This window comes from Nocardia sp. NPDC052112 (genome assembly GCF_040680135.1).
Lineage (GTDB): Bacteria > Actinomycetota > Actinomycetes > Mycobacteriales > Mycobacteriaceae > Nocardia.
Genome location: NZ_JBFAWD010000005.1, coordinates 213,147 through 229,823, shown reverse-complemented (window position 1 = coordinate 229,823; position 16,677 = coordinate 213,147). Strand labels below are relative to the sequence as shown.

Sequence of the window (16,677 nt, the reverse complement as noted above, 5' to 3'; positions counted from 1 at the left end):
GTCAAGCCACGAAACCGACCCGGCCGAGGCGGTCGATGGTAGTTCGGTCGAGGATGACCGTCGAGACCGGCTCGGGCGGTGGCGGACGGCCGGCGTCGACGGCGCGGATGAGGCGATTCCAGCGTCGGCAGTGCAGGGTGAAGGCGATCGAATTGATCCGACGTCCACGGGTGTGCTGACCGGCACGTGCGACACCAGCGGGCACATCGAGCAGGATCAGATGTAACTCTCGGCCGTAGCGCTCGGCCCAGTAACCGATCATTCGTCTTGCCCAGCCGAAGGTGGCGCAATCGTGGATCACCACCGGTCCGGTACCGTCCCGCAGCGCGGTCCGGATTCCCGCGTAATGCGTGACGTGCACGACCGGCCGCCACAGCGGATATGGAAGTCGACCGAGCTTGCGCCGCCACCGATTTCGGGAATGGTGCGAATCGAGCACCACCGAGCCATCGGGGCCTCGAGGTGGCTCCTCGGCATCTGCCTGCGCACCGAAGAACAATCGCAACGCCGTACTCTTGCCAGCTCCCGGGATACCGGCCACGACCAGCGCCGCCCTCGCCGGATACCGCAATTCCTCGATCACATGGCCGCGCAGATCGTGCACGGAATCCGGTGTTACAACCCGGATCTCGGGCAGTCGCGGTTGCGAACCGGGATCGGGCGAATCAAGCGGAGGGTTCACCCCTTCCAGGCTCCCCAGCACGATTCGATTCGGCAACAGGGAAAACCCTGATTCTCACCGAATATTTCCAGGGACCAGGGCACTCAGCCCATTGTTTCGACGCATGTATCGGACTGCCGGAGAGAATGCGGCTGCCGCGATGCGTGCCAAGGCTGCGGCCTGAACTTTGCGCACCGCGGGCGCGGCGCTGGCACTGTTCGGCGATAGCGTCGCGCTCGCGTTCATCACGTTGACGACGGCCACTCGCGCGGGGGTGTGGAGCCACCGCATCCGGCGAGCGTCACATCCCGGTTCATGGGCGCCAGACCCGCCCGTCAGGGGCGGAAGAAGGTGCCGGTCCGGTGACTGCGTTAAGAACCCTTCAAGAAGCTGAGAATTAGTTGTGGATTCGGGGCTCGGGCCGGTTTCGGCGGTAAGCTCTCCAGGTGTAGGCGGAGTCTTCGGTGTCCCTCATCCACCGAAGACTCCGCCTTCTTTCTGCGCCGCCCCTTTTAGGAGCTCAGCGGGCACGACCACTAGAATGCCGGGGTGACCAGCGCAGCCCCTGACAACTCGCGTAATCGTGCCGATGCCCTCCCCAAGAGCTGGGTCCCCAGCGAGGTGGAGGCCGAGATGTACGAGCGCTGGGTAGCGGCTGGCTACTTCGCGGCCGATTCCGCCAGTGACAAGCCCGGTTACTCGATCGTGCTGCCCCCGCCGAACGTCACCGGCAGCCTGCACATGGGCCACGCGCTCGACCACACCCTGATGGACACCCTCTCGCGCCGCAAGCGCATGCAGGGTTACGAGGTGCTGTGGCTGCCGGGCATGGACCACGCCGGCATCGCCACCCAGACCATCGTGGAGAAGCAGCTCGCGGTCGACGGCAAGACCAAGGAAGATTTCGGCCGCGAACTGTTCATCGACAAGGTCTGGGACTGGAAGCGGGAATCCGGCGGACAGATCCAGTGGCAGATGCGCGCGCTCGGCGACGGCGTCGACTGGAGCCGCGACCGCTTCACCATGGACGACGGGCTCTCGCGGGCCGTGCAGACCATCTTCAAGCGCCTCTACGACGCGGGCCTGATCTACCGGGCCGAGCGCCTGGTCAACTGGTCGCCGGAACTGCGCACCGCCATCTCCGATATCGAGGTCAAATTCGAGGATGTCGAGGGCGAACTCGTATCGCTGCGCTACGGCTCGCTGAAAGACGATGAGCCGCACGTGATCGTGGCCACCACCCGGGTGGAGACCATGCTCGGCGATACCGCGGTGGCGGTGCATCCGGAGGATCCGCGCTATAAGGATCTGATCGGCAGCACCCTCGAACATCCGATCACCGGACGCCGGATCCCGATCATCGCCGATGACTACGTCGATCCCGAATTCGGTACCGGCGCGGTGAAGATCACGCCCGCGCACGATCCCAACGACTTCGAAATGGGCCTGCGGCACAATCTGCCGATGCCGAGCATCATGGACGAGCGCGGCCGAATCACCGGCACCGGAACCGAATTCGACGGTATGGATCGGTTCGAGGCACGGGTCAAGGTGCGCGAGCGGCTCGCCGCGGAAGGCCGGATCGCCGCCGAGAAGCGGCCGTACCTGCACAGCGTCGGGCATTCCGAGCGCAGCGGTGAGGCGATCGAGCCGCGGCTTTCGATGCAGTGGTGGGTCAAGGTGGAGTCGCTGGCCAAGGCCGCCGGCGACGCGGTTCGCAACGGCGACACCGTGATTCACCCGACCAGCCAGGAGCCGCGCTGGTTCGAATGGGTCGACAATATGCACGACTGGTGCATCTCGCGGCAGCTGTGGTGGGGCCACCGCATTCCGATCTGGTACGGCCCCGACGGCGAGGTGGTCTGCGTCGGTCCGGACGAGACCGCGCCCGAGGGCTGGGTGCAGGACCCGGATGTGCTCGACACCTGGTTCTCCTCCGGTCTGTGGCCCTTCTCCACCATGGGCTGGCCGGATGCCACCGACGAGCTCCAGAAGTTCTATCCGACAAGCGTTCTCGTCACCGGCTACGACATCCTGTTCTTCTGGGTGGCCCGGATGATGATGTTCGGCACCTTCGTCTCCGACGATCACGTGCTCACCGCGGGTAAGGGCGGCGCGACGCAGGTGCCGTTCAAGGATGTGTTCCTGCACGGCCTGATTCGCGACCAGTACGGCAAGAAGATGTCCAAATCGCGGGGTAACGGCATCGACCCGCTGGACTGGATCAACTCCTACGGCGCGGACGCGTTGCGCTTCACCCTGGCGCGCGGTGCGCAGCCCGGTGGTGACCTCTCGGTCGGTGAATCGCATGCTCTCGCCTCGCGCAGCTTCGTGACGAAGCTGTTCAACGCCACCAAGTTCGCGCTCATGAACGGCGCGCAGCCGGGCACGCTGCCCGATCGAGCCGCTAGCGATTGCTTGCAGGTCGCTCGAAACGGCACTGCACTCACCGACGCCGACCGCTGGATCATCGATCGGCTCGAACAGGTTCGCGCCGAGGTGGATTCGGCCTTCGACGCCTACGAATTCGGTAAGGCGTGCGAGGCGCTGTACCACTTCGCCTGGGACGAGCTGTGCGACTGGTACCTGGAATTGTCCAAGGTGCAGTTCGCCGCCGGTGGTTCGCGTGCCGAGTCGACCAGCATCGTGCTCGGCAATGTGCTCGATGCGGTGCTGCGGCTGCTGCATCCGGTCATCCCGTTCGTCACCGAAGCGCTGTGGCGGGCGCTGACCGGCGGCGAGTCCGTCGTCATCGCCACCTGGCCGGCGGCCACCGGCGTGGCCACGGATGGCACCGCCGCACAACGGATTTCGGATGCGCAGCGGTTGATCACCGAGATCCGTCGCTTCCGCAGCGATCAGGGGCTGGCCGATAAGCAGAAGGTGGCGGCCAAGCTGATCGGCCTGGACGCCGCGGGTCTCACCGGACTGCACGATTCGGTGACCAACCTGGCCCGGCTCACCGAGCCCGGTGCCGAATTCGCCGCGACCGCCTCGGTCGAAGTGCGGCTGAGCGGGACCACCGTGACGGTCGAGCTCGACACCTCCGGCGCCGTGGACCTGGTCGCCGAACGCCGCCGCCTGGAGAAGGACCTCGCCACGGCCGAGAAGGAGTTGGCGACCACCACGGCCAAACTCGGTAACGAGGCATTCCTGGCCAAGGCGCCGGATCAGGTGGTCGACAAGATCAAGGGACGTCGCGATGTCGCCGAGGCCGAGGTCGCGCGCATCGGCGTCCGGCTCGCGGAACTGAGCGGCAAATGAACACCGAACCGGAGCCGCAGTACGCCGACGACGAGCATCCGAACCGGCGGCTCGGATCGGGGCCGTCCCCGGTCGATCTGGCCGAAATGGCGTTGGTCGAGGCGGAATTGGACCAGCGCTGGCCGGAGACCAAGATCGAGCCATCGCTCACCAGGATCGCGACGCTGATGGATCTGCTCGGCGAGCCCCAGCGGAGCTATCCGGCCATCCACATCGCGGGCACCAATGGCAAGACCTCGGTGACCCGGATGATCGATGCGCTGCTGACCGCACTGCACCGGCGCACCGGCCGGATAACCAGCCCACATCTGCAGCTGGCCACCGAGCGGATCAGCATCGATAACATGCCGATCACCCCGGCCGAGTACGTGGAGACCTACCGCGAACTGCTGCCCTATATCGAAATGATCGATAAGCAGTCCGCCGCCGCGGACGGTCCGGCGATGAGCAAGTTCGAGGTGCTCACCGGCATGGCCTATGCCGCCTTCGCGGAGGCACCGGTGGATGTCGCGGTGGTCGAGACCGGGATGGGTGGCCGTTGGGACGCGACCAATGTCATCGACGGACAGGTCGCGGTGATCACACCGATCGGTCTGGATCACACCGATTTCCTCGGCGAGGATCTCGCGTCCATCGCGGGTGAGAAGGCCGGGATCATCAAACGTGCCCCGGAGAGCCTGGTGCCGCGCGATACCGTCGTCATCATCGCCGAACAGGAACCCGAGGCCATGGATGTGCTGCTGCGTCGGGCCGTCGAGGTCGACGCCGCGGTGGCGCGTGAGGGCTCGGAGTTCCGGATGCTGGGCCGCCAGATCGCGGTCGGCGGCCAACAGCTCGAATTACAGGGCCTCGGTGGGGTTTACGACGAGATCTTCCTACCGCTGCACGGTGAGCATCAGGCCCGCAATGCGGTGCTCGCCCTCGCCGCGGTGGAGGCGTTCTTCGGCGCGGGTGCGGATCGGCAGCTCGATATCGAGGCGGTGCGTGCCGGGTTCGCGAGCGTCACCAGCCCCGGCCGGATGGAGCGCATGCGCAATGCGCCGACCATCTTCATCGACGCCGCGCACAATCCGGCGGGTGCGCGGGCGCTGGCCGCGACGTTGACCGCGGAATTCGATTTCCGCAAGCTGGTCGGTGTCGTCGCGGTGCTCGGCGACAAGGATGTGGCAGGCATGCTGGACGCGCTGGAGCCGGTTTTCGACGAGATCGTCGTCACCAACAACGGTTCGCCGCGCGCCATGGATATCGAACGCCTCGCCGACCTCGCCGTACAGCGCTTCGGCGACGAACGGGTGGTCATCGCCGAGACCCTGCCCGATGCGCTGGAAACGGCCATTGCCATTGCCGAGGAGGTCGGCGATGCGGGGGAGATGGTTTCCGGTGCGGGCGTCGTGGTGACCGGTTCGGTCGTCACAGCGGGCGCGGCTCGGGCGCTGTTCGGGAAGGATCCGGCATGAGTCTCAGGCCCGGAGGAGGCAGTGCGCGTAACCACCGCGGGCCCCGCGAATGCCGCGATGGGCACAGCGTAAGTGGTAAGGAGATAGCGTGACCGAGTCAACCGGCGACGCCGCCGAGCCCGAACGAGCCGACGGCGAGCCGCAGGTCCCCCCGCCCGCCACCGACCCGTGGAAGGGTCTGCGCGGTGTCATGGCGGGCACGCTGATCCTCGAGGCGATCACGGTGCTGCTCGCACTGCCCGTTGTCGCGTCCGTCGGCGGCGGTATCGGCTGGTTCTCCGGCAGCTATCTCGTCCTCCTGGCGCTGGTGATGATTCTCGGTGCCGGACTGCAACGCCGCCCATGGGCCATCCCGTTCAATCTGGCCCTGCAGGTCCTGCTGATCCTCGGCGTCTTCGTGCATTTGTCCATCGGCGTGATGGGCGTCTTCTTCGCCGTCGTCTGGGGCTTCATCCTGGTGCTGCGCGCCGACGTCAAGCGCCGGATGGAACTCGGTCTGCTGCCCAGTCAACGCATCCAGGGCTCTTCGTAGCCGCCGGTTCGGTAACCGGGGGTAGTGCCCATTAGGCTGTGCGCCGTGACTGAGCAGACGTTGGTACTCATCAAGCCCGACGGTGTGGCCCGTGGCCTCGTCGGTGAGGTGCTGGCCCGGATCGAGCGCAAGGGCCTGAAGATCGCCGCCCTGGAGCTGAAGCAGGTATCCGACGAGTTGGCGCGCGGCCACTACGCCGAACATGCCGAAAAGCCGTTCTTCGGTTCCTTGATCGAGTTCATCACCTCCGGCCCGGTCGTCGCGGCCATTCTGGAGGGTCCGCGCGCCATTGCGGCGTTCCGTCAGATCGCCGGTGGCACCGATCCGGTCGAGAAGGCCGTCCCCGGCAGCATTCGCGGCGACTTCGCGCTGGAGACCCAGGAGAACCTGGTGCACGGCTCCGATTCGCCGGAATCGGCCAAGCGGGAAATCGCGCTCTGGTTTCCCGAGTTCCCTGCCTGATCCCGGGCCCTGGGCGTGAGCTGCGCGAACAGGCAGCTCAGTCGGCTTCGTCACAGGACGAAGCCGAGCGCCAGCGAGGTGAAGTCGTGCGGCGATGGCGAGACGTCGCCGCACGGTGTGGGATACTGGCTGTGGTTGCTGACGACACTGACTGTTCGCGCAGGTACGCGGATGATCGGTGCCGGACGGTAACCGGATGACGCTGCGGTTCGATGCCGATCATCGCTGCCACGAACAGCTGGCCCGTTGCTGGGGCCGGAAGTTCGCGTCGGCACGCTGGATGAGCGCTCGCGCCGTGGAGTTCAGCCAACAGCCAGGCGCCGCGTGACCAGTTAGCCCGACCGACGAAAACCATGGTGTTAACGGGGCATGCGGGGCGAGACCAATTGACCTTGCGCCAACCGCGTGAGGTGAACGGACAGTGCCCCCGCGTCGGCCGCGTCACTCCTGCCAGGAGGGACGCGCCCGGGGACCCGAGGAGACTTCGTGGCCGATCAAGAGCCGCTGACAACAACATCACAGGATGCCGAACAATTGCCGGAGCGAATCCGAGTTCACGCGCTTGCCAAGCGGCTGGGGGTAACCAGCAAACGCATCCTGGCCAAGCTCGCCGAGTTGGGTGCCGACGCACGTAGTGCGCAGTCGAATGTCGATCGAGCGGTAGCGGAATCGGTCCGCGAAGCGCTCGGCACGGTGGAATCCGAGGCCGCCGCGCCTGAAACCGCCGCACAAGGGCCGGTTGCGGCTGAGCCGGTGGCGCCAGAATCCGAGCCGGTTGCGGCCGCGCCTGAGCCTGAGCCGGTTGCGGCCGCGCCTGAGCCGGGGCCCATCTTCTCCGCGCCGGACCGGGTCGTCGACCAGTCCGGGTCGCTGCCATCAGGGGAGCAGCCAGCGGCGCATCAGCCGTCGGCGCAGCTGTTCACCCATTCGGTTCCGCAGGAGCCGCATGTCGCGACGCCGGTCGTCTTCGAGGCCGCGGCGGCTTCGGTCGCCGCACCGCTGTTCCTCCCGCCGGACGCCGAGGCCGCCGAACAGGCGCGCCGGCAGCGTCGGGCCAAGCGTGAAACCCGTCGCGCCGAGGAGGCCGCGGCCGAGGCCGAGGCCGTCGAGGAAGAGACCGAAACCGCCGAAGACGAGTCGACCGAACAGCAGGGCGAGGCGGATCAGCCGCGTCGCCGTCGGCGTGGCCGCCGTGGCCGTGGCCGTGGCCGTGGTGAACAGCACACCGACACCGACACCGAATCCGACACCGACGACACCGAAGCCGCCGAGGAGACCGCCGAGGACGAGCAGTCCGCGCAGCGTGCCGCCAAGAGCGAGGCCGAGGCCGAACCCAGCGACGACACCGAGACCGAGGACGACGAATCCGGTGTGCCGGAGGGTTCGAGCCGTCGTCGACGTCGCCGTCGTCGCCGCAAGGTGGCGGGAGAGGGCGCGGATGGCGAGGGCGTCTCCGATGACGACCCGCCGAATACCGTCGTGCACGAGCGTGAGCCGCGCAATAAGAGCCGCACCCGCGCCACCGTCGACGAGGTGCAGGGCATCACCGGTTCGACCCGGCTCGAGGCCAAGCGGCAGCGTCGGCGCGACGGTCGCGAGGCCGGTCGCCGGCGCCCGCCGATCCTGACCGAGTCGGAGTTCCTGGCTCGCCGCGAGGCGGTGGACCGGGTCATGGTGGTGCGTGAGAAGACATTCTCGGACCATCCGACCGCGACCCAGGTCGCGGTGCTCGAGGACAACATCCTGGTCGAGCACTTCGTCACCAATACCGGCTCCGCGTCGATGGTCGGCAATGTCTACCTCGGCAAGGTGCAGAATGTGCTGCCCTCGATGGAGGCGGCCTTCGTCGATATCGGCCGCGGCCGCAACGGTGTGCTCTACGCCGGTGAGGTGAATTGGGAGGCCGCCGGTCTCGGCGGCAAGGAGCGCAAGATCGAGCAGGCGCTCAAGCCCGGCGATCAGGTGCTGGTCCAGGTCTCCAAGGATCCCGTCGGGCACAAGGGCGCCCGGCTGACCACCCAGATCAGTCTGGCCGGACGCTTCCTGGTGTACGTGCCGGGCGGTTCGTCCACCGGTATCAGCCGCAAGCTGCCCGATACCGAGCGCAAGCGACTCAAGGAGATTCTGCGCGATATCGTGCCCGCCGATGCCGGGGTGATCATCCGCACAGCGTCGGAGGGCGTCAGCGAGACCGAATTGGCTCGCGATGTGGAGCGGCTACAGGCGACGTGGCGCACCATCGAGAAGGCCGCCGAGGGCAAGGACAACGGCGCGCCCCAGACCCTGTACGAAGAGCCGGACCTGTTGGTCAAGGTCATCCGTGACCTGTTCAACGAGGACTTCTCCAAGCTGGTCATCGAGGGTGAGCGGTCCTGGAGCACCGTCGAGAACTACATCCGCACGGTCGCGCCGGACATGCTCGCCCGGGTCTCCCGGCACGAGAACAACGGCGTCGACGTCTTCGAGACCTATCGGATCGATGAACAGCTCGCCAAGGCGCTCGATCGCAAAGTGTGGCTGCCCTCGGGCGGCACCCTGGTGATCGACCGGACCGAGGCGATGACGGTCATCGACGTCAATACCGGCAAGTTCACCGGTGCGGGCGGCAGCAACCTGGAAGAGACGGTCACCCGCAACAATCTGGAGGCCGCGGAGGAGATCGTGCGCCAGATGCGGTTGCGCGATATCGGCGGCATGATCGTCGTCGACTTCATCGACATGGTGCTGGAGTCGAACCGGGATCTGGTGCTGCGCCGGCTGACCGAGGCATTGGGTCGCGACCGCACCCGCCATCAGGTTTCCGAGGTGACCTCGCTGGGCCTGGTGCAGATGACTCGCAAGAAGCTGGGCACCGGTCTGGTCGAAGCGTTCTCGTCGACCTGTGAGCATTGCCATGGCCGGGGCATCATCGTGCACACCTATCCGGTGGAGCTCACCGCGACCGAAGATGCCACACGCGGCGGCAGGGAGACCGGATCGCGACGGCGCCGTGGCCGGGACAAGAGTGCGGCGGCGACTGCGCCTGCCGCTGCCAGCAATGGCACCGGACATGTTGCGGAGGCGGACGAGGCGGAGATCGCGGTCAAGCGGGCGCATCCGGTCGCGCTGGCAATGGCGGCACATCAGTCCGAGGAGGCCGCGCACGGCGAGGAGCCCGAGGCACAGGGTGAGGTCGCCGTGGCTGACAGCGTTGCGGCCGAAGCCGAGGCGGTTGTGACCGAAGCCGTCGCCGTCGCCGGCTCGACTGCGGGCGTGGTCGAGGAAGTCGTGGTCGACGAAGCTGTCGCGGCGGTGGCCGAGGAAGTCGCGGCGGCGGTGGCCGAGGAAGTAGCCGAAGCGTTGGCGGTGGAAGCCGTCCAGCCCGCGTCTGCGGAGGTCGCGGCCGCTGAGCCCGTTGCGACGTCCGAGGCAGCGGCAACCGTTGCGGTCACCGAGCCCGCGGCTGAGCAGGCTGTGACCGCAGCCGCCCCCGTCGTCTCGGCCAACGGTGCGCCGGAACCGGTGGCACCCCGTTCGGCCGGCCGCAGACGTCGCGTGGCGCGTTCGGCCGCCGCGCCGGCCGTGGATAGCGCGGGCGCGGTGTTCGTGCTGCCGACGGCTGATCAGGCATCCGCAACGCCCGCGGTGGACTACACGGCGGATATGCCGGTCGTGGTGCCGACGCGCAAGCCGCGTCGCCGGGCCGTCGGTCGTCCCGCCGGACCGCCGGTGGACGACGCGAACTGATTCGCCACCATCGGATCCGAATGGGGACCCCCGCCGCAGTTCGCGACGGGGGTTCCCGCGTTCGACGGTCGCGGCCGACCGGTGGCCGGGACCGTGAGCTGGTCCGAGGCACCGGTTTGGTCGGGGTGGTACCCGTCCTGTAATCTTGGACAGTCGCTGCCCGGCGACAGCGCTCATGTGCGCTGTGTTCGTGACTCGGCTCGAAGCCGAGAGCCATCAGGTTGCTGAGGCGGCGGTGACTACCAGACCAGAGTGCTGTGGTTTCCAGCCGGAGTCATCCGGGCGGGAGCACACAGCCGCGCGAGCACGAGCCGCGCGCATGACAGGAAGAAGGGCAGCCGACCGATGGCAACGTACGCGATCGTCAAGACCGGCGGAAAGCAGTACAAGGTCGCGGTCGGTGACCTGGTGAAGGTCGAGAAGATCGAGGGTGCGCCGGGTTCGTCCGTGGCGCTGGCCCCGGTTCTCGTGGTGAACGGCGCCGAGCTGACCACCGATGCGGACAAGCTGGCCAAGGTGTCCGTGGCCGCCGAGGTCGTCGAGCACACCAAGGGCCCGAAGATCCGCATCCACAAGTTCAAGAACAAGACCGGCTACCACAAGCGTCAGGGTCACCGTCAGCCGCTGACGGTCCTCAAGGTCACCGGCATCAAGTAAGCCTCCGCGCTTTCTCGAATTACTTCACAGGAGTTCAGAAATGGCACATAAGAAGGGTGCATCCAGCTCGCGCAACGGTCGCGACTCGAATGCCCAGCGACTCGGCGTCAAGCGTTTCGGTGGCCAGACCGTTTCGGCGGGCGAGATCCTGGTTCGTCAGCGTGGCACACACTTCCACCCCGGCGTGCTCGTCGGCCGTGGCGGCGACGACACCCTGTTCGCCTTGGCGGCGGGCAAGGTCGAGTTCGGCACCAAGCGCGGCCGCAAGACCGTCAACATCGTGGTTCCGGAGCCGGCCGAGGCCTGACCGCCTCTAGCCGATCCAGAAACAGCTGAGCGGGTCAGGGTGTATTCCCTGGCCCGCTTTTCGCGTTCTCGAAAGATCGCGTTCTCATACAGCAGGTCCTTTCGAGCGACCTGCAAGCAGTCGCTACGGCTACCACCGAGGAGGATGATTCGGACATGTCCAAATTCATCGACCGTGTCGTATTGCACGTGCGTGCGGGCAAGGGTGGTCACGGCTGCGCCTCCGTGCGCCGCGAGAAGTTCATGCCGCTCGGCGGACCGGACGGCGGTAATGGCGGACGCGGCGGGGATGTGATCCTCGAGGTCGACCCGAATGTGCACACCCTGCTGGACTTCCACTTCCATCCGCACGCCAAGGCGAGCAATGGCAAGCCAGGCGAGGGCAGCAACCGCGACGGTAAGCAGGGCACCGACCTGGTGCTGAAGGTGCCCGACGGCACTGTCGTGCTGGACGACGACGGCAAGGTGCTCGTCGATCTGGTCGGTTCGGGCAATAAGTTCATCGTGGCCCGTGGCGGTCGCGGCGGACTCGGTAATGCCGCGCTGGCCTCCAAGGCGCGCAAGGCGCCCGGTTTCGCACTGCTCGGTGAGGAGGGCGAGGAGGGCGATCTCGTCCTCGAGTTGAAATCCGTCGCCGATGTGGGCCTGGTCGGGTATCCGTCGGCCGGGAAGTCCTCGCTGGTGTCGGTGCTTTCGGCCGCCAAGCCGAAGATCGCGGATTACCCGTTCACCACGCTGGTGCCCAATCTCGGTGTGGTTTCCAGCGGTGACACCACCTTCACCATCGCCGATGTACCCGGACTGATTCCGGGTGCGAGCGAGGGCCGCGGGCTCGGGCTGGATTTCCTGCGGCACCTGGAGCGCTGCGCGGTGCTCGCGCATGTCGTGGACTGCGCGACGCTGGAGCCGGGACGCGATCCGGTCTCCGATGTCGATGCGCTCGAAGCCGAACTCGCCGCCTACAAACCGGCTTTGGATGCCGATACCGGGCTCGGTGATCTGGCGGATCGGCCGCGCGTGGTGATCCTGAACAAGGTCGATGTGCCCGATGCCGCCGAGCTGGCGGAGATGGTCACGCCCGAATTCACCGCACGCGGCTGGCCGGTCTTCGAGATTTCGGCGGTGAGCCGAGCGGGCCTGCGCCCCCTGAGCTTTGCGCTCGCGGAGATGGTCGAGCAGTATCGGACCGCGCATCCGAAGGCGGCGCCGAAGCGTCCGGTGATCCGCCCGATCGCGGTGAACGAGACCGGCTTCAGTGTGATCGCCGATCCCGAGGAGCCGGGCGGCTTCATCGTGCGTGGGCCGCAGCCGGAGCGCTGGGTGCGCCAGACCCAGTTCGACAACGACGAAGCCGTCGGCTACCTCGCCGACCGCCTGGCTCGCCTCGGCGTCGAGGAGGAACTGGTGAAGCAGGGCGCGCAGCCCGGTGCGCCGGTCACCATCGGCGATGTCACATTCGACTGGGAGCCGCAGATCTCCGCGGGCATCGATATGGTGCCTACTGGTCGAGGCACCGATATCCGCCTGGAGCAGAACGACCGGATCAGTGCCGCCGAACGCAAGCACGCCTCGCGGGTGCGGCGCGGTCTGGTCAAGGATGACGAGGAATAGCGTGGACGCCGTGGGCTTGTGGTCTGCGCCGGGGACTGGCACGGCGTCTCGACGAGTGCTGCGGTTCAGTTCACCCATCCGGCGAGTGGCCGAATTCGGTGTCGGGCGCGGTGCGGTGTTGTTTTCGGCGGGTTCGATTGGGGTGGAAGGCACGACGAGTTCGATCGAATCGGTGCAGGCAGTACGGGCGGTTGGTCCGGAGGCAGCGCGCCTGGTGCGGTCTGTTGGTTCGGCGGCCGCTGACTCAAAGGGGTTGGTTGGTGCGGCGGTGGCTGGTCCGGTGAGGTCGGTCGGTACGGCGGCAGTTGACTCGGTGAGGTTGACTTGTGCGGCAGCCGCTGACTCGGACGTGGTGGCTGGTGCTTTGCGGTCGGCCGGTGCGGCAGAGTCGGTTGGATCTGCCGGTGCGACCACGGCGGTGCGGGAGATCGAATTGGTTGATTCTGTTGTGGTGCAGGGAGTTCGATTCCGATGCAGATGAGTTCGGGGATGGCCGAGGTGATGTCGCAGTCCGGGTTGAGTGCGGCCAGGACGGCGATTGCTTCGGCGCGCAGCGTGGTAGTGAAGATCGGGTCTTCGGCGCTGACCAGCCTTAAGGGTGGGCTGGATACGGCGCGGTTGGATCGGCTCGCCGATGCGGTGGAGGCGCGGATGCGGGCCGGATCCGATGTGGTCGTGGTGTCCTCCGGTGCGATCGGCGCCGGTATCGCGCCGCTCGGATTGACAAGTCGCCCAAGGGATCTGGCCACCAAACAGGCGGCGGCGAGCGTCGGCCAGTTGGCCTTGGCGCATGCGTGGGGCACCTCGTTCGGGCGGTACGGGCGCACGGTCGGCCAGGTGCTGCTGAGCGCCGACGACTTCTCCCGGCGCGAACACCATCGCAATGCGCAGCGCACCTTGGATCGGTTGCGCTCGCTCGGTGCGGTCGCCGTGGTGAACGAAAACGACACCGTCGCAACGGAAGAGATTCGATTCGGCGATAACGACCGGCTTGCCGCATTGGTCGCGCATCTGGTCGGCGCGGATGCGCTGGTGCTGCTCTCCGATGTCGAGGGCCTCTACGACGGCGATCCGCGCAAGGGCGCCGCCAACTTCATCCCCGAGGTCCGCAGCAGTGCCGACCTCGACGGCGTCATCGCGGGCAGCGGTGGCGCACTCGGCACCGGTGGCATGGCCTCCAAACTCTCCGCGGCCCGGCTCGCCGCCGATGCGGGCGTCCCCGTTCTGCTGGCCGCCGCCACCGAGGCCGATATCGCGCTCGGCGCCGGCACCGTCGGCACCGCCTTCGCCGCCCGCCCGGTCCGCCTCTCAGCCCGCAAATTCTGGGTGCGCCACGCCGCCGACAGTCGCGGCGCCATCCTCATCGATGAGGGTGCCGTCCAAGCCGTCGCGCACCGCCGTCGCTCCCTGCTCGCCGCAGGCATCACCGGCGTTCGCGGTCGTTTTCACGGCGGCGACGTGGTCGACCTCATCGCACCCGACAACCGCATAGTCGCCCGCGGCGTAGTCGAATACGACAGCACCGAACTCTCCGGCATGCTCGGCCGCTCCACCACCGAACTTCCGGACACCATGCAACGCCCGGTAATCCACGCCGACGACCTGGTCAAGGTGTAGAGCCCGCTGTTGAACTTTCCGCGGACGATTGGTCTCGGCTATCGTCCGCTGGCAGTTGGACCCCGGCGATGTCGGTGCGTGGAAAGTCGTTGCCTTTGAAGAGCAGAGGTTCGCCACTTACCTTCGAGAGCGCGTAGGAGAAGCAGTCGCCATAATTCAGGGCGGCCGGATGTCGACCCTTGCTGAACTTTCGCCAGGCCAGTCGTGCCAGATGCGCATGTTCCGGATGTACCGCAACGAGATCGACCGCGGCCCGATGGAGCCATAGGTCGAATTCACGTCCACCGGCTTCGCCGAATCGTGCCTCGATGACGATGGAGATCTCCAGATACGTTGCTGTGGACATCAACCGGACGGGATCTGATTCGATCGCTGCTTCGAAACGGTCCGCTTCGGGTTCGTTGTTCAACACGGTAACGACTGCGGAGGTGTCGATAACCATCAGGTGGGCAGGCCGTGCTCGTCGTAGCCGATGATTTCGTCCGGACTGCGCTTATCGATCACCGGCAGGGCCGCACATCGGCGCCGAATGGCCGCGAGTTCGTCGCGGAGCGGTATAGAACGAGCACGGCCGGTTTCGCGCGCGAGCCGTTCGCGCAATGCGATGACGACTGCCTCCGTCGAGGTCTCGCCGGTTTGTGCCGCTAGCTCCCGCGCCAGTCGATCGGCGTCCGGATGCTTGATGCTCAAGAGCCATCTCTTGATTCTGTACGAATAGGAGGAATCTAGACATCAAGTCGACTTGTGTGTTGAGTTGGGAGTCGCTCATCGCTGACTGCCGTCCGGGGTCGGGATGACGCCGGGTTGGTTGGAGGTCGGCGGGGGTTGGGAGGGGTTGGTCTGGTCGGGGATGGGGCCGGTGATGCCGGGCTGGCCGCCGGGGTCGGGGAGGGGAGAGGTTGGTCCCGACGGGCCGGGGGCCGGGGGCGCGGGCGCCTGTTGGGTGGAGGGCGCTGGTGGTTGCGGCGCCTGGGTTGACGGCGGAGCCGGAGGGGGAGCTTGCTGGGTTGGTGGGTCCGGTGTCGGGGCTGGCTGCGGCGGTGGGGCCGGAGCGGGCTGTGGCGCCTGGGATTCCGGAGTCGGCGGGCCTGGGCTCGGTTGCGGCGCTGACGGTTCCGGCGTGACGGGCGCGGGGGAGGGCTGCGCGTCGGGGGCAGGCTGAGGGGGCGGAGCCGGGATGGGCTGTGGTGCCTGGGAATCCGGTGTGCCTGGGGTTGGTGATGGTTGCGGTGCCTGGGAATCCGGTGTTGCGGGGGCCGGACTAGGGGGTGCTGGCGTCGTTGTGTCCGGGGTTGGTTGTGGTGCTTGGGATTCCGGTGTGGAGGGTGCTGGATTCGGCCCGAGGTTCGGCGCTGGCGCGGGCTGTGGCGTCTGGGACTCCGGTGTGGGCGGTGTTTGCTGTGGGTCCGGGGTGGGCTGTGGCGTGGTTGGCGTCGGGGTCGGCTGTGATGCCTGAGGTTCCGGTGTTGATGGGGCTGGTGCGGGTGTGGTCGAGTCGGGGGTTGGTTGTGGTGCTTGTGATTCCGGTGTCGGCGGTGTCGGTTCGGGAATTTGTGCGCCGGGCGGAGCCGATGGTGCTGTTGGTCCGGAGGCCTGATCGTTGGGCTCGGTAGACGGCTGAGGTACCGACGGTGTCACGCCCGGTGTGCCGGGTAGTGCGGGTGGTGCGGGGAGGGCGGGGACGGCGGTGCCTGCCATTTGGTATGCGGGTTTGTAGATCATGTTCATCGCGAGCACCGCTTCTTGGCGCAGCGCCTCGTCCGCCATTTGCGCATTGATCACATCGGCGGCTTCGAGCAGTCGGGCGATGGTGCCGATCGGGCCCGAATTGCCCGGTGGCACCACCGCGATCTTCACCGCTTCCGCCGCTGCGGCCACCGCGCCGAGGCGGGTGCCGACCTGTCCCATGATCGCGGCGAGTTCGTCGACGGAGTCGGCGTAGCTGCGTGCGCTCGCATATGCGGCCTCGGCGGCGGTACCCTCCCAGGCCATCGAATTCATTACCCGATCCGAGCCGGCGCGGGTCAGCGGAAACGAACTGGCCAGCGTCCCTGCGACTTCCAGCCACGTGACCGATGCGTTGAGGATCTGCGCGGCATCGATCTGCTGGGTCTTGGCGTAGATCTCCTCATGCTTCATCGACTCGAAATGCTCCATCGAGCTGATGTAATCGGGATCATTACCGGGCCCACCCGTCGCCCGACCACCGCCCCCCACGGAATCGCCGCGCGATGCTGTCATGGCTGCCCCTCGCTGACACTCGACTCGGTCATCGCCACAGCACACAGAGTTCGCCCACCGCGCACTCGACCATCACCCATTGAATCGGTTCGCGATGCTGTACTCATGGCTGCGCCTCGCTGACGCTCGGCCGAGTCGTCCCG

At 66.9% G+C, this 16,677-nt stretch carries 12 protein-coding genes and 1 pseudogene; 9 read left to right on the top strand and 4 right to left on the bottom strand.

Going from position 1 to position 16,677, the window contains the following annotated elements; translation table 11 throughout:
- Position 1: 1 nt before the first annotated feature.
- Entirely contained in the window at positions 2-682 is a 681-nt protein-coding gene (locus AB0L58_RS11960; protein WP_364385207.1) for a hypothetical protein, read from the bottom strand.
- A 528-nt stretch (positions 683-1,210) separates the two neighbouring features.
- On the opposite strand from AB0L58_RS11960, the gene AB0L58_RS11955 reads away from it, so the two are divergent.
- The 9 genes from AB0L58_RS11955 (at position 1,211) to proB (ending at position 14,293) form a co-directional block, all read left to right on the top strand.
- The gene (locus AB0L58_RS11955; RefSeq protein ID WP_364385204.1) at positions 1,211-3,925 is read left to right on the top strand and encodes a valine--tRNA ligase; all 2,715 of its coding nucleotides are present in this window, start codon (positions 1,211-1,213) and stop codon (positions 3,923-3,925) included.
- An 86-nt stretch (positions 3,926-4,011) separates the two neighbouring features.
- Positions 4,012-5,382 (top strand): folylpolyglutamate synthase/dihydrofolate synthase family protein, encoded by a 1,371-nt coding sequence (locus tag AB0L58_RS11950; protein ID WP_364385648.1) that lies wholly within the window; start codon positions 4,012-4,014, stop codon positions 5,380-5,382.
- A gap of 88 nt (positions 5,383-5,470) precedes the next feature.
- The gene (locus tag AB0L58_RS11945) at positions 5,471-5,914 is read left to right on the top strand and encodes a DUF4233 domain-containing protein (RefSeq protein ID WP_364385201.1); all 444 of its coding nucleotides are present in this window, start codon (positions 5,471-5,473) and stop codon (positions 5,912-5,914) included.
- Positions 5,915-5,959: 45 nt separating this feature from the next.
- Entirely contained in the window at positions 5,960-6,376 is a 417-nt protein-coding gene (gene ndk / locus AB0L58_RS11940) for a nucleoside-diphosphate kinase (protein WP_040687718.1), read from the top strand.
- A gap of 486 nt (positions 6,377-6,862) precedes the next feature.
- On the top strand, positions 6,863-10,102 hold the full coding sequence (locus tag AB0L58_RS11935; RefSeq protein WP_364385197.1) for a translation initiation factor IF-2 N-terminal domain-containing protein: 3,240 nt from the start codon (positions 6,863-6,865) through the stop codon (positions 10,100-10,102).
- A gap of 345 nt (positions 10,103-10,447) precedes the next feature.
- Entirely contained in the window at positions 10,448-10,759 is a 312-nt protein-coding gene (gene rplU, locus AB0L58_RS11930; RefSeq protein WP_040687720.1) for a 50S ribosomal protein L21, read from the top strand.
- 40 nt (positions 10,760-10,799) lie between these two features.
- Positions 10,800-11,066 (top strand): 50S ribosomal protein L27, encoded by a 267-nt coding sequence (gene rpmA / locus AB0L58_RS11925; protein ID WP_063047669.1) that lies wholly within the window; start codon positions 10,800-10,802, stop codon positions 11,064-11,066.
- Positions 11,067-11,221: 155 nt separating this feature from the next.
- Positions 11,222-12,676, top strand: coding sequence for a GTPase ObgE (obgE, locus tag AB0L58_RS11920; RefSeq protein WP_364385194.1), 1,455 nt, complete (start codon positions 11,222-11,224; stop codon positions 12,674-12,676).
- A 516-nt stretch (positions 12,677-13,192) separates the two neighbouring features.
- The gene (gene proB / locus AB0L58_RS11915) at positions 13,193-14,293 is read left to right on the top strand and encodes a glutamate 5-kinase (RefSeq protein WP_364385645.1); all 1,101 of its coding nucleotides are present in this window, start codon (positions 13,193-13,195) and stop codon (positions 14,291-14,293) included.
- A 58-nt stretch (positions 14,294-14,351) separates the two neighbouring features.
- On the opposite strand, the pseudogene AB0L58_RS11910 reads toward proB, so the two are convergent.
- From AB0L58_RS11910 to AB0L58_RS11900, 3 genes and pseudogenes are all read right to left on the bottom strand, one after another.
- Positions 14,352-14,735 (bottom strand): annotated as a pseudogene (locus tag AB0L58_RS11910) (type II toxin-antitoxin system VapC family toxin); the annotation flags it as partial.
- Entirely contained in the window at positions 14,735-14,983 is a 249-nt protein-coding gene (locus tag AB0L58_RS11905; protein ID WP_364385191.1) for a type II toxin-antitoxin system VapB family antitoxin, read from the bottom strand. The gene AB0L58_RS11905 and the pseudogene AB0L58_RS11910, both read right to left, overlap by 1 nt.
- Positions 14,984-15,058: 75 nt before the next feature.
- Positions 15,059-16,534: a hypothetical protein gene (locus AB0L58_RS11900; RefSeq protein ID WP_364385188.1), complete on the bottom strand. Its 1,476-nt coding sequence runs from the start codon at positions 16,532-16,534 to the stop codon at positions 15,059-15,061.
- Positions 16,535-16,677: the final 143 nt, after the last annotated feature.

Excerpts from the sequence above, each read along its gene's own strand:
- AB0L58_RS11950 (WP_364385648.1), top strand. The coding sequence starts at position 4,012 with ATGGCGTTGGTCGAGGCGGAATTGGACCAGCGCTGGCCGGAGACCAAG.
- rplU (WP_040687720.1), top strand. The coding sequence starts at position 10,448 with ATGGCAACGTACGCGATCGTCAAGACCGGCGGAAAGCAGTACAAGGTC.
- AB0L58_RS11900 (WP_364385188.1), bottom strand. The coding sequence starts at position 16,534 with ATGACAGCATCGCGCGGCGATTCCGTGGGGGGCGGTGGTCGGGCGACG.
- obgE (WP_364385194.1), top strand. The coding sequence starts at position 11,222 with ATGTCCAAATTCATCGACCGTGTCGTATTGCACGTGCGTGCGGGCAAG.
- rpmA (WP_063047669.1), top strand. The coding sequence starts at position 10,800 with ATGGCACATAAGAAGGGTGCATCCAGCTCGCGCAACGGTCGCGACTCG.